The sequence below is a fragment of the Silvania hatchlandensis genome (genome assembly GCF_025564065.1).
In the GTDB taxonomy this organism is placed as follows: Bacteria; Pseudomonadota; Gammaproteobacteria; order Enterobacterales; family Enterobacteriaceae; genus Enterobacter; species Enterobacter hatchlandensis.
The window spans coordinates 1-14,752 of the sequence record NZ_JAMGZK010000033.1 but is presented as its reverse complement, the minus strand read 5'-3'; the positions used below and the strand labels follow the sequence as shown (position 1 = coordinate 14,752).

The following is a 14,752-nucleotide window of genomic DNA, read 5'->3' as shown; positions in this document are numbered from 1 at the left end:
TGGGAAGCGCTAATCGCAGCGATATTCCGCGTTAACGCGGCAAGGGGGAGGGGGTGGCAGCGTCGGCATAACGCCGGGGGGAGCGTTTTTTCAACACAATCGGTTATTGCTCAGGATGCAAAAAAATCGACCTTGCCGCCATCAAGATGATACAGGCTGCCAACAATTTTGATTTTCTGCTGATCTTCCAGCTCTTTTAATACCGGGCTGTTCTTGTGAATGTTGTCGATAGTTTGTTCGACATTCGTCTTCGCAACGGCATCGACAAAATCATAATTACTGCCCTTACGTTCACCGCTGTATTGCGTCTTTTCAATCGCCGGTTTGATTTCTTCTAATAGCCCCGTCAGGTTGCCTAACTCAGCATTCTCTATCGCCCCGCGGATCGCACCGCAGCGAGTATGCCCCATCACCAGAACCACTTTCGCCCCCTCAACCGCGCAGGCAAACTCCATACTCGCCAGGACATCGCGGCTGCTGATATTCCCGGCGATACGGGTATTAAAGGTTTCACCAATGCCGGTATCGAGAATAATTTCTGCCGGTGCGCGCGAGTCAATACAGCTCAGGATAACCGCCATCGGATACTGACCTGTGAGACTGCTGCGCTTCTGCGCCAGATAATCATGTTGTACCGGGCGATTTTCCAGGAAGCGCAAATTACCTTGTTTGAAATGTTCGATCACCGATTCCGGGGTCATATTGTCACGCTGTTCTTTGCTTAATGACGCCGCAAAGGAAACCGAGGTCACTGATAAACCGGCCAGTCCGCTGATAGCAAGAGCAGAAACGGCAAAGGTTTGTTTGAGGAGGGTCCGGCGCGGCGGTTCGATGGGGGGCAACGGTTTCATTGTCGTGTCCTGCAGAGGGAGCGAGGTATTACAGCAGTATGTAAGGAATACGTGGCGTGGGTATAGTAAAAACAGGTGGGGAATGGCGGTTAAGATAATGATAATTGATGAGAGTCGAAACGGGTATTTAAAGAGGGCTCTGTAGATTAGCGGTATGCTGAGTATTGGCATTAATGGTTTGTTCGTAAATATGTAAATAACAAATAAACCATGATGATTATATTCATGATGTGAACTTGTGTAGCTAATACCCTTAGCGTGATTAAAATAGATAAGACGTAATGCTAAATCAACAAAGCCAGTCGGGGCGCGAGCTGGCAAGGGTTTTACTTGTCTGAATCCGGATTATCCCTTCATACCATATTGATCTGTTCTAAAAAAAGAATAAGCTTGGCGACGTTGCGATTTATTACAGGAAGTTATTCAGTATATCTCTTTCATTGGGCGAGGGTTATTTGTATTTATTCGCCAAAAATATCGTTCAGGTAGATGTTATTGATGATTTATTAGAGGTTGTAATTCCGCCTGCACAGGGCATTACAAATAATTCCTGTCTTTGACTAACCGGGCAAATTTCAATCTTGCCCGGCACGGTATTTCGCTTCTTCAGCCGTTATTCTTCGGCTTACACCACTCACTATGGACAGCTCTACGGGGCTGAGTTGCGCTGTTTACAACACCCGGCATCCAGGCTTAAGGCGTGTCGGGTTATGGAGATGAACTGATGCGCCTGGGGGTTGGCGAAGGGCGGTAGCATATCCCGGTCAGGTTCAAATGATGGTTTTACAGGACGTTAACATGACCACTATTCCCGCGATAAGATTCAGCCATAACCATCACCTGCTGGCGGTGAAGGGATGTGAAGCAGAGCTCGATGTACTGGCGTTTGAAGGCGATGAAGCGCTGAGTAAACCGTTCAGCTACCGTATCGAGTTCACCAGCGCCGACCATGCCATCAGCAAAGAGATGATGCTGATGAAGGCCGGTTCGCTGACTTTACAGGCTCCGGTTGACCAGGGTTATGGCATCAGAATGCAGCAGGCCGTGCGCACCCTTCAGGGGGTGGTGACCGGCTTTGAGCGCCTCAGCACCTCCAGGGATGAAACCCACTACGCCCTGACGCTCCGGCCACGCCTTGCACTGCTTGACCGTTCGCACCAGAACGCCATTTATCAGGATATGTCAGTGCCACAAATCGTGGAAAAAATCCTGCGCGAGCGCCACAACATGCGCGGTCAGGATTTTCTGTTCTCGCTTGCAAAAGAGTACCCGCGTCGGGAGCAGGTGATGCAGTACGGCGAGGACGACCTGCGCTTCATCACCCGCCTGTTGGGTGAGGTCGGCATCTGGTTCCGTTTCACCACCGACACGCGTCTGAACATCGACGTAGTGGAGTTTTACGACGGTCAGCAGGGGTATGAAAAAGGCCTGACGCTGCCATCGGTTCCGCCATCAGGACAGCATTCAGAAGGGGTAGACTCGGTCTGGGGCACAGAGAGCCACCATAACGTGGTGCAGAAGCAGGTCAGTACCTGTGATTACAACTACCGCCAGGCCACGGATGACATGAACACCCAGGTCGATGTGACTCGCGGGGATGCCACCACCTACGGTGATGCCTATCACTATGCGGATAACTACCTGACGCCGGGAAGTCACTATGACCGCAATCCTGCTACGGAGTCCGGGACGTTTTACGCCCGCATCCGTCACGAGCGCTACCTGAATGGCCAGACGCAGACCCGCGCCATCACCCGCTGCCCGATACTCTCTCCAGGTCGGGTACTGAAAGTCACCGGTGGGTACGAAGTGGCGGAGGTGTTTGCGCAGGGTGTGGTCATCACGGCGATGCACAGCCATGCGCGGCGGGATGAAGATTTCGGCGTTAACTTCTATGGTATCCCGGACAGCACTGATTTTAGTTTCCGCCCAGAGCCTGGCCCACGCCCGGTGATGGCCGGGACATTACCGGCCCGCGTCACCAGTACCACCGAAAATGACACCTACGGCCATATCGATAAATACGGCCGCTATCGTATCAGCATGCTGTTTGACCGTGATAATTGGGAAACCGGGTTCGAGAGTCTGTGGGTCCGTCAGTCCCGCCAATACGCAGGTGATACCTACGGCCTGCACTTGCCGCTGCTGGCGAGCACCGAAGTGGCGATTAGCTTTGAGGACGGTAATCCGGACAGACCCTACATCTCCGGGGTGCTGCATGACTCGGCCCACGGCGACCACATCACCATCCGCAACTACAAACGTAACGTCCTGCGCACGCCGGCGAACAACAAAATCCGCCTCGATGACAGCCGCGGCCAGGAACATATCAAGGTCTCCACTGAATACGGCGGCAAGAGCCAGCTGAATCTTGGGCATCTTGTCGACAGCGAAAAACAAAAACGTGGTGAGGGTTTTGAAATCAGAACCGACAGCTGGGGTGCGATACGTGCGCAGAAAGGGCTGTTTATCAGCGCAGACGGGCAGGCGAAAGCACAGGGTCCGGTGCTGGATATGGAGCCGGCACTCGCACGACTTTCAGCGGCCCTGGTGGAAATGGAGTCCCTTGCCGCCAGTGCTCGACAGGCTCAGGCACTGGCGGCCGATGTCAGTCGCCAGCAAAAACTGCTTAAACAGAAAATTGAACAGCTGCATGCGGAGGTTATCCTGGGCAGTGCACCAAAGGGCATGGCGCTGGTGAGCGGAGAAGACATGCAGCTGTCGGCCAGCGATAACCTGACGCTGACGGCGGGTAAACAGTTGGATATCGGGGTGCAGAAGGACTTTACGCTGGCGGCCGGCATGCAACTCAGCCTGTACAGCCGTGAAGGGGCCAAATTGTTCAGCTCCCATAATGATATTGATATTCAGGCGCAGGGCGGAAATATCACCACCTGGTCGACGCAGGACACACATATTTCGAGCGGGAAGCGACTGGTGGTGACGGCGCAGGATGAACTGACGCTGGTCTGCGGTGGCGGCTATATCAGAATCAAGGGCGGGAATGTTGAGATTGGCGGGCCGGGCAAACTGCTCATTAAGAACACCGGCATCAGGAAAGCGGGGTCAGGCAGCCTGCAGAGGGCGATGAAGTCTTTTGAACCTGAAAGCTTTACTGAGAAATTCAAGTTAACGCATAGCCTGACACAAGAACCATTATCAAATCAGCGATATCGCATTAAATTACCCGGCGGAAAATTAATTGACGGCGTTACATCCGGGTCAGGTGAAACATCTTTAATGCAATCGCAAGTGACTGATGACATGGAAATCACCTGGCTGGAGAGGGTAATTAAATGAAGACTAAAACGTTAGTTATCATTGGGGTTGTTTGTTCTTTTTTTATTCTTGGACTGTTTATCTTATCTAATTTACCCACGGTCGGTGGGAGTTTTGGCTATGGAATGGCTCGCCCGGTAAAAGCAGATAATGACGACAGAGTCGTGGTGACAGATGCTCCCCCGCAGGTGGTATTCAGAATTGACGATCACCGTTTTCTTACACTAGAGAACTATATCGCCTGCGATAAAAGCGGACAGATTTATTACCATGATACGAAGATGGGGATAAAAACAAGGGTTGATACTGTAAATCGTGACTATCGTAAGGATGATGGAACACTTATAAAGAACTACCTGGTAGGTGATGAACAGATTCAGTTAAAAAATGTAGAAAATGGTATTATGGCCTATGGTGGAATATTGCTCTATGACGCCACAAATGGGGCGTTAGCATTTCCATATGTCAATAACACATGGAGCGGATGCGATAATAATCTGGGGTGTTATCAGGGGGCTATGGTTTCAACTGATGAGGGCAGAACATTTTATGATCGAATTTATGATAGATCATCAAGCCATCCTAATAGTGGTACTGTTTTCACTGTCGATAATAGTGCTTTCTATAGAGGTGATAATTACGCTTATGGATTAAAAATAGTTCCTTTTGATTATGGTGAGCTTACTGGGGTCGCAAGTCTGACCCAAAACGTTACTGAAAACAGAGATGTCAAATTTAACAAAGAAAGCTTAAAAAATAGAAAATATGATATCCGTTTTCATTGCGATAGCACTGTTAAACCAACAAAAATTCGGTTTGTAAAATTTAAAAGGTCGGTGGGATAATGAATGAGCATAATACTGAACCAACCCGGATACTGGAGACCTGCATCGATGATAATGGACGTCCTTCCTGGAAAAGCTTTACGTCGCCTAAATCAGTGAAGGTACGTGGAGAATGTCAGATACCACCACATTTACCGGGGATTGTTATTTTTGTTCATGGAGTCAACTCCACTGGTGAATGGTATGAGATTGCAGAAAAAAACATTTGCACGGGATTAAATGCTCGACTGGGGCTTAATGACACCAACTTTAAGTTACAAGAAAATGTGTATAGCTGCGATAGTGGGTCTGCCGACAAAGGGTTTAGACGGCTAGTGCATGAAGGGCGATCTCCGGTGATACGATTTTATTGGGGATATCGTTCTGAGGATGGAGAAGAGGGTAAGTATAAAATTCCTTTGGTCAATATTCGTAATGAGGATTATCACCAACTTCTTGCTGAGGGTATTTCAGAGTCAGATATTCGCCAAAAAGGGCCTTTCTTCTGGGGCGGTGGTCCCTTCCAGAATGGAACGACCCAATTGGTGTCGCTATGGAGTAAAGAAGGGTTTAAATCAAAAGTACTGGGTGTTGTGTCTGTGCAACAATTTGCGCCTGACCTGGATCGCCTGCTGACTGATGCTCCACCCAGAGAGTACTACGCTCATGCAGCGAAACGCCTTGCTGATTTAGTGGATTTAATTCGTGAAAAATACCCCCACGATACGGTGAGTATCATTTCCCACAGTCAGGGAACGATGATTGCTATGGCGGCAACAACCCTGGCTAAAAAAGCACCTGATGCGTTATTTATTCTTAATTCTCCGTATGCCATGGAAGCCAAAACAACAGACAGTCTGGCTCTGCTTGCGGAGGAGGTTTCCTCCGATAATGCCCGTGACCAAACTTTATCCGCTATCGTAGATAAAATTGCAGCACAGGCCGGAGTGTTAAAGCCGGAAGATTATAATGCATTGTGTGTGGGCAAAACGGACGATAAAAAACGCTGGACACCGGATGTCACATTATCTTCTCCGGGCAGTGAGGCAAGAGTCCCGGAGCGTGATAATCATGGCCGGTTTTATATTTACTGTAATCCTCATGATAGGGTAATGGGGGCCAGTCCACTCCTGAGTCTTGGCTGGCAGGGGTTGAAAAACAGTCCTGACGGCACTCCTCACCCGATGCTTGAACAGCATAAGGGGCATCTGTATCAACGCATTCTGGCACGCTGGTTACCTTGCGGAGATGCGCCGAACCCCAGAACTTCTTTTACGCCAACGGATGGTAAACCGTTCTGGGATGATGATGGTGACTGGTTAACCTATAACAATCCAGGATACTGGACTCTGGATATTAACGGTGAAAAAGTTCTTGCACCGATTCCTGCGGATAAACTTGCTGAGCTTGATGAAACTCGTAATAACAAGGATGAGAGACCTGGGGAAAAATATGGTTATGGCTGGGGGCAATTAAATAAAGAAGAGCATGATAAATATAATCTCAATATTCCTAATGATGACACCTATCAAAACTACATTAACCTGTATCCATTTGAACAAATTTTAACAGGGTATGAACAGTCGGATTTCACTCAGATTCCTCATTATCGCCGTGAAACGGTAGAAGAGCGAAATATCAGAGTGGGTAAATATATCTCCCAGCCAACAGATCACAGCACTTTGCCCAGGAACGAAATGTTTATGAGCCGGGTTGTTGCCTATGATATTCCGATTGGTTTTTGTGATGCCAGTCGTAATAAAGCTTTTATGGCAAAATTGAGAGCTATGGCTGACTGGACACAAGGATATGACAGTTATATGGAAAAGGGGGTGCTGGATATCCCTAAAAAGCCTGACATCATAAATGATGAATCTACTTATGATGTGACTATGCAAAAAACTCGCAGCATGGGACGGCCTGTATCTAAAAGCCACTGGTAAAAGGAATTAATGTAATGGGAAAATATGTCGTCGTTTTAGGAGACGCCACTACGCATGGCGGTAAAGTAAACTCAGCCTCATCCAGTTTCGATATATCCGGTAAAAATGCCGCTCTTTTGAATGATACTGTCAGTTGCCCAGAGCATGGCACAAACAAAATCATTGAGTGTGATATTTCTGCCTATGAAGAAAACGGTCGAGGCATTGTATTGCATGGCTGCAAAGCGCAGTGCGGCGCGAGCGTTATCGCAAGCATGCAGGATATGGAGGTTGGCTAATGGGATGGTCTCTGCCGAAGGTATCTGTAAAAGAGCAGGCACCGGCCTGGTCACCGTGGATCTGTCTGTTGATTATTATTCTCGGTCTCTTCATTGGGCTGCTTGTTGCAATACTGAAATCACCCACGACAGGATTACCTTCATTGAGCAGTGGGACCTGGTTGCCACTGACGACTCAGACATTTGCGGGCATTTCGGCGGTCATCGCGATATACAGTTTTTGCTGGGAAACGCAGGCAATCCGTGTCTGGAACTGGAATGAGTGGTGCCGAAACACGCATCTGAAGTGGCGCTTACGCGCGCACCAGCATCTTGTCATTCTCAATCATGTTTTCATCGCTGCAGACACGGGATTGCTGTCTCGTCTTGCACATTCACAAGAAGGGGATAGTGCGGAAACACCGCCTTTAACGTTGTTGCCGGAACACCCCCTTACGCCCGGCATTACACGGTTTGAGCAACTACTTCGTCATCTCCTTGCTCAGATAATGCCCTCGATTCGGCGGCGATTTCCTTCCGGCCCGCTCCAGATTATTGTTCAGACCAACGGTATCGACAAAGACCGTGAATCTCAGTCATTCCATCGTATCTGGTCAGCAGGTTCCCCACTCTGGAAGGTTGAAATTCATTTTCAGGACGGAGACTCATACCTTGATGGCTGGAATCAGTTTGTGGGGTCAACAAAACGCCCCGTACTGGTACTGGCGATGCACTATCGGTTACCCGATGATGTTCTGCCTGAATTTGCCAGCGCGTTGTTTATGGTGCATCCGTCGATGCTAAATCAGGGGGAAGGAAAAAATGCGTTACGGCTTTTCCGGGCGATGCCGCTCAACACCCGTGCGCTTGCAACGGAACTCAGTGAATTACGGGATATGGCCCTCACGCCTGCCAGCAAGAAACACCTTGTCTGGCACAGTGGACTGTCAGATGCACCACGGCAGTCAATGAGAAGGGTGCTGAACGATCTGTCGGTTCCTCTTTGCGATGGCATTGGAACTGGCGGTGTCATTGACTATGACACTGCATGTGCCCGGTATGTCGATCTTGCTGGGTGGGCAATGATTGGGGCTGCGGTTGAAATGGCAGCTTATGGCCCCGCCTGCCAGTGGCTTCTTCTCGAAGGTGAAGGTGATGCCTGGGCAGTGGCGCTCGGAAACGCAGCCCCCGCAGTCGGGCATGATCATTTCGTTATTCAGCCACCCTTTCCCGGGGGTTCTGTTCTGATGGCATTACTGCTTAATACCGGGGTGTACAGCCTGATGATCCACTATTTCCCTTCGACGGCATTCTCCTGGTCAGGGATCGCTTTTCTTCTGCTGTCACTGGTAGTGACATTGCCTGGGCTGGCCATTTTGCTGAGACGAGTTATAGCCCGTCTTCAGCGCCCAGAATTTATCAGGGCTGCACGACACTCCGGAAAGGAATAACCGGCATGAAAAAGGTTTCAAAGCTACTGGGAGCAGGACTACTCATCGTGGCAGTCCTGCTGATGATACTCTTTGTTTTTGCTCAGACAACGCAATTACCCTCTGGTAGTGGTGACGATAATTTCTGGTATGCGCTGACAGGTTTCATCATTCTGACCGCCACATTGTGCACCCTGATGTTTTTTACGCTGTCCTGGCAACAAATCCCTTCTCCTGTTACGCCTGATGGCGAAAACAATCACTCTGAAGAAATAACGTCGGATCATTATGATTTTTTAGCACTCCGCAAGCATCTCAGGAGGCGTTACTCGTTCTTCTGGCAGCGTAGGGTGCAGTTGCTGCTGATCACGGGCGATGAGGCGGCAATCGAACGACTGGTACTAGGCCTGCAGGAAAGCCAGTGGCTTGAAGGTAACCGTACCGTTCTGATTTACGGCGGCAGCCTGACTGCTAAGCCTGATAAGGAAAAATATATCGCGCTGCGTAAATTGCGCTGTGGACGTCCACTGGACGGGATTGTCCGGGTGATCCCTGAGTCGCTTAATCTGACGCCAAAAATCAGCGACAACGACCTTCGCGGGCTGGAAAAAATCAGTGAACTGCTGCGCTATTCCGCCCCAGTCTGGCTTTGGAAACTGTGCGACAGTGACTGGTCGCAGACGAAACGCCCTGAGCAGGCGGTAGGGGCAAGCTTTCCGCTACGTGCAAAAGAAGACGATATTACCCGTCAGCTTGAGCTGATGCTGCCGGGTCTACGGACGCAGGGGATGAGTCAGATCGCTGAGAACAACAACCACGACTTCCTGCTGCGCCTGGGCCGGCACCTTCACGACGGCGGTATCGCCCGTTGGGCTCAGCAACTGGTGCCATGGCTCTCAGTCTCCCAGCAGCGCGTTCCGCTGCGGGGCCTGATATTCAGCCTGCCGGAGAATAAGTCGGCCGATCTGTCAGAGGGAGCAGCCGATGCTGAGAAATATGTCCCGGAATCCCAACGTCATGCGCTGACTCTGCCGTTAACCTGGCAAGGTATCGTTGAAGACTGCATCCGTGTACGGGGACTGCGTGTCGGTATGGTCTGGGAACGGACGCTCGCCTGGGCGCTGATGACCATTATCGGGATCTGGGGGGCGGGAACGCTGCTGTCGTTTGCGGTTAACCGGCTGCAGATTGTCTCCGTTGCGCAGCAGGCTCATGCCCTGGTGGAGCATCCTTCCATATCGGATTACCAGCTGACGGCCCTGCATAATCTGCGTAATGATGCCGGCCGCCTGCAGCACTACATTCAGGACGGTGCGCCCTGGTATCAGCGCTTCGGTCTGGACCATAACCAGCAGCTGTTCAACACGATGCTGCCCTGGTACGGCGTGGCGAACAACCGCCTGATGCGCGACCCGGCAAATGCCACCCTGACGCAGAAACTCAGCGCGCTGGCAGACTCTACACCCGGCAGCGACCTGCGGGCACAACTGGCAAAGCCGGGCTATGACCAACTGAAAGCCTGGCTGATGATGGCCCGTCCAGATAAAGCTGATGGCGCATTCTACGGGCAGACTATGCAAACCGTGCAGCCGACACGGATGGGCATTTCAACCGGCCTGTGGCAAAGCTTGTCACCGGATTTGTGGGCCTTCTACATCTCCGAACTGCCAACGCAGCCGCAGTGGAAAATCACGCCGGATGCGCAACTCGTCAGCCAGAGCCGCCAGGTGCTGTTGCAGCAGATTGGCCGTCGCAATGCTGAAAGCACCCTGTATGAGAACATGCTCAAATCCGTGCGCCGTAACTTTGCCGATGTATCTCTGGAAGACATGACCAACGGTACCGATGCGCGGCGACTGTTCATCACCGAGGAGGTTGTGCCAGGCATGTTCACCCGCCAGGCCTGGGAAAGGAGCATTCAACCGGCTATCGAAAAGGCGGCCAGTTCCCGTCGGGATGAAATCGACTGGGTGCTGAGCGACAGCCGAAAAGCCGTCTCTTCAGAGCTGTCGCCGGAAGTTCTGAAAGCGCGTCTGACCCAGCGTTATTTCACCGATTTTGCCGGCAGCTGGCTGAGCTTTCTTAACAGCCTGCGACTTAATCCAGCGAATAACATCGCAGACGTTACCGACCAGCTGACGCTGATGAGTGATGTCCGCCAGTCGCCGCTGATCGCCCTGATGAATACTCTTGCATGGCAGGGGGAGACCGGGCAGCAGAACGAAGGTATTTCGGACTCCATCATCAAATCGGCCAAAGAGCTGGTGGGTGGGAAAGACAAGCCCGCGATTGACCAGTCCGCGTCAGGTCCACAGGGACCGCTGGATGAAACCTTTGGTCCGCTGCTGACCCTGACAGGCAAAAATAAGGGCAGTAACCTGATGTCGGCTGACAACTCAATGAGCCTGCAGACGTACCTGACCCGTATCACCCGCGTGCGTCTGCGCCTGCAACAGATTGCGAGCGCTTCAGACCCGCAGGAGATGATGCAGACCCTGGCGCAAACCGTATTCCAGGGTAAAAGCGTGGACCTCATTGATACCCAACAGTACGGCAGTCTGATTTCCGCGAGTCTGGGTGAAGAATGGAGTGGGTTCGGCAACACAATGTTCGTTCAGCCACTGACCCAGGCCTGGAAAACGGTACTTCAGCCGTCGGCAGCCAGCCTGAATGACAAATGGCACCGCTCGGTCGTGGCGAACTGGCACACGGCATTTGACGGACGTTTCCCGTTTGCTGTCAGCAACAGTGATGCATCTTTGCCAATGCTGGCTGAATTTGTGCGCAAGGACAGCGGACGTATTGAGCGCTTCCTTGCGACGGAACTCAGCGGTGTGCTGCATAAAGAGGGCAGCCAGTGGGTACCGGATAAAGTTAACAGCCAGGGCCTGAGCTTTAACCCGGCCTTCCTGCGGGCCATTAACCAGCTGAGTCAGCTGTCAGATATCCTGTTTACCGACGGCAGTCAGGGCATCAATTTCGAACTGCAGGCCCGTCCTGTAACGCAGGTGGTGGAAACGCAACTGATCATTGATGGACAAAAGTTGCACTACTTTAACCAGATGGCTGACTGGCAGTCCTTCCGCTGGCCGGGGGATACTTACAAGCCAGGGACCATGCTGACCTGGAGCACCGTTAATGCCGGAGCACGTCTGTTCGGGGACTACAGCGGAACCTGGGGCTTTATTCGCTGGCTGGAGCAGGGTAAACGTCAGCAGCTTGATAGCAGCCAGTGGATGATGAGCTTCACCGCGCCTGATGGTCGAACCCTGCAGTGGGTGCTGCGCTCACAACTGGGCAGTGGTCCACTGGCGTTACTGGCATTGCGTGGCTTCACGCTGCCGGATCAGATATTCAACGTCGACAGCACGGCTATGGCTCAGGTGCTGATGGCCAACAGGGGTAACAGTGACATGGACGGGGGAGTGGAGATGATGAAATATCCAGTCGTAGTGAAAGTCTTAGAGTGAGTATGTCGTCTGGGCTGTCAGTAATTAAATTGAGCCCCAGAATTCTGGAGCTCCAGGGTGTTAGCGAACGACGTTGCCGTGCTGCACGCAGCGACCGTCGTTACAGCTCACCGCATCCACTCGCGCTGCGCGGTGGTTTCTTGCCTGGGCGGTTACCGTAGCGGCAGCCACCGGGTGGGCGGAATTCGCCACCACGGCAGCGCGTTCTACCGGGTGAAAGACAACCCCGGCAATGGCTGAGCACGGGGCGATTAAGACCATAACAATCAGGAATCTCTTCATTTACTTTCTCCGATGATTTTTCTGGAACCTGCTGGTGGGCGGGAGAGTAGCGAAAAGAGAGACTTAGGATCGTAGCCGGGAATGCTATTGGCTGGAAATGGCGGGATAACGCGCTCGGGATTTGTCCCCTGCAGGAATCGAACCTGCAACTAGCCCTTAGGAGGGGCTCGTTATATCCATTTAACTAAGGGGACGAAGCGGCACGAGTATAACGCCATTTATACAGGGCGTTAAGCGCATCGCCGCCTGATTGCTTAAAGTGTCGCCACTCAAGCGGATTTTTTGTCTTTTGCCTCTTGCTCCCTGGCTTTCATCTCGGCCTTGCGCTTGTTGGACATGTCGTTACGAATCTGCGCATGGCTAAGAAGGGCAAAAATAAAGGTCCCGCCGCAAATATTGCCCGCGAGGGTGGGCAGCGCAAACGGCCAGAAGAACTCGCTCCAGTGCAGGGTGCCGTTAAACACCAGATATAAAATTTCTACCGTACCCACCACAATATGGGTGGTATCGGCCAGCGCGATAAGCCAGGTCATTAAGATGATAACCACGATTTTTGCCGAACCGGCTGCCGGGAACATCCATACCATGGTGGCGACGATCCAGCCGGAGATAATGGCGTTTGAGAACATCTCTGACGGACTGTTCTCCATCACCCCCATCCCGATCTTCACAAACGCATCGCGGGTGGGTTCGTCAAAGATGGGCATATATTCAAACGCCCATGCCGCGACGCCTGTGCCGATAATATTGCCCAGTAGCACCACGCCCCACAGGCGCATCAGCAGGCCAAAATTGCCCCAGGTCGGGCTATGCATCACCGGCAGCACGGCGGTGACGGTGTTCTCGGTAAACAGCTGCTGGCGCGCCATAATCACGATCACAAAGCCAAACGTATAGCCCAGGTTCTCCAGTACCAGTCCGCCAGGGATGCCTTCAAACTGGACGTGAAAAATGCCTTTCGCCAGCAGGGAGGCACTCATTGATAGCCCGGCGGCAATCGCCGACCAGAACAGCGCCATCGCATCGCGTTCCAGCTCTTTCTCGCCGTCCTGGCGAATATGTTCATGAATAGCCATGGCGCGCGAGGGGAGACGATCTTCATCCACTTCTATTTTCTTGCCCCGGCTTTTCTCTTCACTTTCGACTTCCAGCTCTTCGGTATGTTTATCGATCTTTTCGTCTTTTAGTTCGTCCATTACGGTATTTCCACAGCGGAGCAGATAACCTTAAGCGTAGCGGTTTTTATCCTGTCTCCCTTGGGGATGCTCTTAAATTCTTCATAAGGCAATAAAGGCGATACTTCAGCGGCAAAGCGCGTATAAAATTGCCAGCCAACCGAAAACGGTAAGCCAGGCTATTCTGAGATCATAAAAGCGGTGAACGCTGCCCGCGATTGTGTTCGTGAACATCAGTAAACGTGCTGATACAATCACTTGCATGTTTACAGGCGGAGCGCAAAAGCTCCGTTACGGATGGCTTTTGAAGAGAGCCATACTTAACAGGGAGAAAGATATGAAACTTCGGCTGTCGGCGCTTGCGCTGGGCACCACATTGCTTGTGGGCTGTGCCAGCTCCGGCGAGCAACAGGGGCGCTCCGATCCTTTGGAAGGATTTAACCGCTCCATGTACAACTTTAACTATAACGTGCTGGATCCTTATCTGGTGCGCCCGGTTGCGGTTGCATGGCGTGATTATGTTCCCCAGCCTGCCCGTAACGGTTTGAGCAACTTCACCAGCAACCTGGAAGAGCCGGCGGTGATGGCGAACTTCTTCCTGCAGGGTGATCCCTATCAGGGGATGGTGCATTTTACGCGCTTCTTCCTGAATACTCTGCTGGGGATGGGCGGCTTTATTGACGTGGCCGGAATGGCGAATCCAAAGCTGCAGCGCGAACAGCCGCACCGCTTCGGCAGTACGTTAGGTCATTACGATGTGGGTTACGGCCCGTACGTGCATCTGCCGTTCTATGGCAGCTTCACCCTGCGTGATGACGGCGGCGATATGGCCGATACCCTCTACCCGGTACTGTCATGGCTGACCTGGCCGCTGTCGGTGGGTAAATGGACCCTGGAAGGCGTGGAGTCGCGTGCGCAACTGCTGGATTCCGACGGCTTGCTGCGTCAGTCTTCCGATCCGTACATCCTGGTGCGTGAAGCCTACTTCCAGAACCACGACTTTATTGCCAACGGCGGTAAGTTGAAACCGGAAGAAAATCCGAACGCGAAAGCGATCGAGAATAATCTCTCTGAGATTGATGCGGAATAAATAAAAAAGGTGAGCATCGCGCTCTAATGCCGATCAGTTAAGGATCGGTTGATCGATCCAGTGGCTGTGTAAGAATCCGGAAATGTTCACTCGTTTCCGGATTTTTTTATGCACATTGGACAGGCTCTTGATCTGGTATCCCGTTACGATT

Annotated in this window: 10 protein-coding genes and 1 tRNA gene; 8 read left to right on the top strand and 3 right to left on the bottom strand. The window is 51.8% G+C overall.

Annotation, left to right across the window (positions count from 1 at the left end):
- Window positions 1–110 precede the first annotated feature (110 nt).
- Complete coding sequence (locus M8014_RS00970; RefSeq protein WP_271280712.1) at window positions 111–851, bottom strand: carbonic anhydrase; 741 nt, start codon at window positions 849–851, stop codon at window positions 111–113.
- A 798-nt stretch (window positions 852–1,649) separates the two neighbouring features.
- Here M8014_RS00970 and M8014_RS00965 point away from each other — a divergent pair.
- The 7 genes from M8014_RS00965 to M8014_RS00935 are packed head-to-tail and all read left to right on the top strand — an operon-like array spanning window position 1,650 to window position 12,294.
- Window positions 1,650–4,151 (top strand): DUF2345 domain-containing protein, encoded by a 2,502-nt coding sequence (locus M8014_RS00965; RefSeq protein WP_271280711.1) that lies wholly within the window; start codon window positions 1,650–1,652, stop codon window positions 4,149–4,151.
- Window positions 4,148–4,975 (top strand): T6SS immunity protein Tli3 family protein, encoded by an 828-nt coding sequence (locus M8014_RS00960; protein ID WP_271280710.1) that lies wholly within the window; start codon window positions 4,148–4,150, stop codon window positions 4,973–4,975. Before M8014_RS00965 ends, M8014_RS00960 begins: the two co-directional genes overlap by 4 nt.
- Entirely contained in the window at window positions 4,975–6,897 is a 1,923-nt protein-coding gene (locus M8014_RS00955; protein WP_271280709.1) for a T6SS effector phospholipase Tle3 domain-containing protein, read from the top strand. Before M8014_RS00960 ends, M8014_RS00955 begins: the two co-directional genes overlap by 1 nt.
- 14 nt (window positions 6,898–6,911) lie before the next feature.
- Window positions 6,912–7,175 (top strand): PAAR domain-containing protein, encoded by a 264-nt coding sequence (locus M8014_RS00950; protein ID WP_271280708.1) that lies wholly within the window; start codon window positions 6,912–6,914, stop codon window positions 7,173–7,175.
- Window positions 7,175–8,605, top strand: coding sequence for a hypothetical protein (locus M8014_RS00945; RefSeq protein WP_271280707.1), 1,431 nt, complete (start codon window positions 7,175–7,177; stop codon window positions 8,603–8,605). Before M8014_RS00950 ends, M8014_RS00945 begins: the two co-directional genes overlap by 1 nt.
- Before the next feature lie 5 nt (window positions 8,606–8,610).
- Window positions 8,611–12,054 (top strand): ImcF-related family protein, encoded by a 3,444-nt coding sequence (locus M8014_RS00940; protein WP_271280706.1) that lies wholly within the window; start codon window positions 8,611–8,613, stop codon window positions 12,052–12,054.
- A 57-nt stretch (window positions 12,055–12,111) separates the two neighbouring features.
- Window positions 12,112–12,294: a hypothetical protein gene (locus M8014_RS00935; RefSeq protein WP_271280705.1), complete on the top strand. Its 183-nt coding sequence runs from the start codon at window positions 12,112–12,114 to the stop codon at window positions 12,292–12,294.
- A gap of 164 nt (window positions 12,295–12,458) precedes the next feature.
- On the opposite strand, the gene M8014_RS00930 is transcribed toward M8014_RS00935, so the two are convergent.
- Window positions 12,459–12,530, bottom strand: a tRNA-Arg gene (locus M8014_RS00930).
- A 75-nt stretch (window positions 12,531–12,605) separates the two neighbouring features.
- Window positions 12,606–13,532 (bottom strand): formate/nitrite transporter family protein, encoded by a 927-nt coding sequence (locus M8014_RS00925; RefSeq protein ID WP_271280704.1) that lies wholly within the window; start codon window positions 13,530–13,532, stop codon window positions 12,606–12,608.
- A 316-nt stretch (window positions 13,533–13,848) separates the two neighbouring features.
- Here M8014_RS00925 and mlaA point away from each other — a divergent pair, with 316 nt between their 5' ends.
- Window positions 13,849–14,601, top strand: a complete 753-nt coding sequence (gene mlaA / locus M8014_RS00920; protein ID WP_271280703.1) for a phospholipid-binding lipoprotein MlaA — start codon at window positions 13,849–13,851, stop codon at window positions 14,599–14,601.
- Window positions 14,602–14,752: the final 151 nt, after the last annotated feature.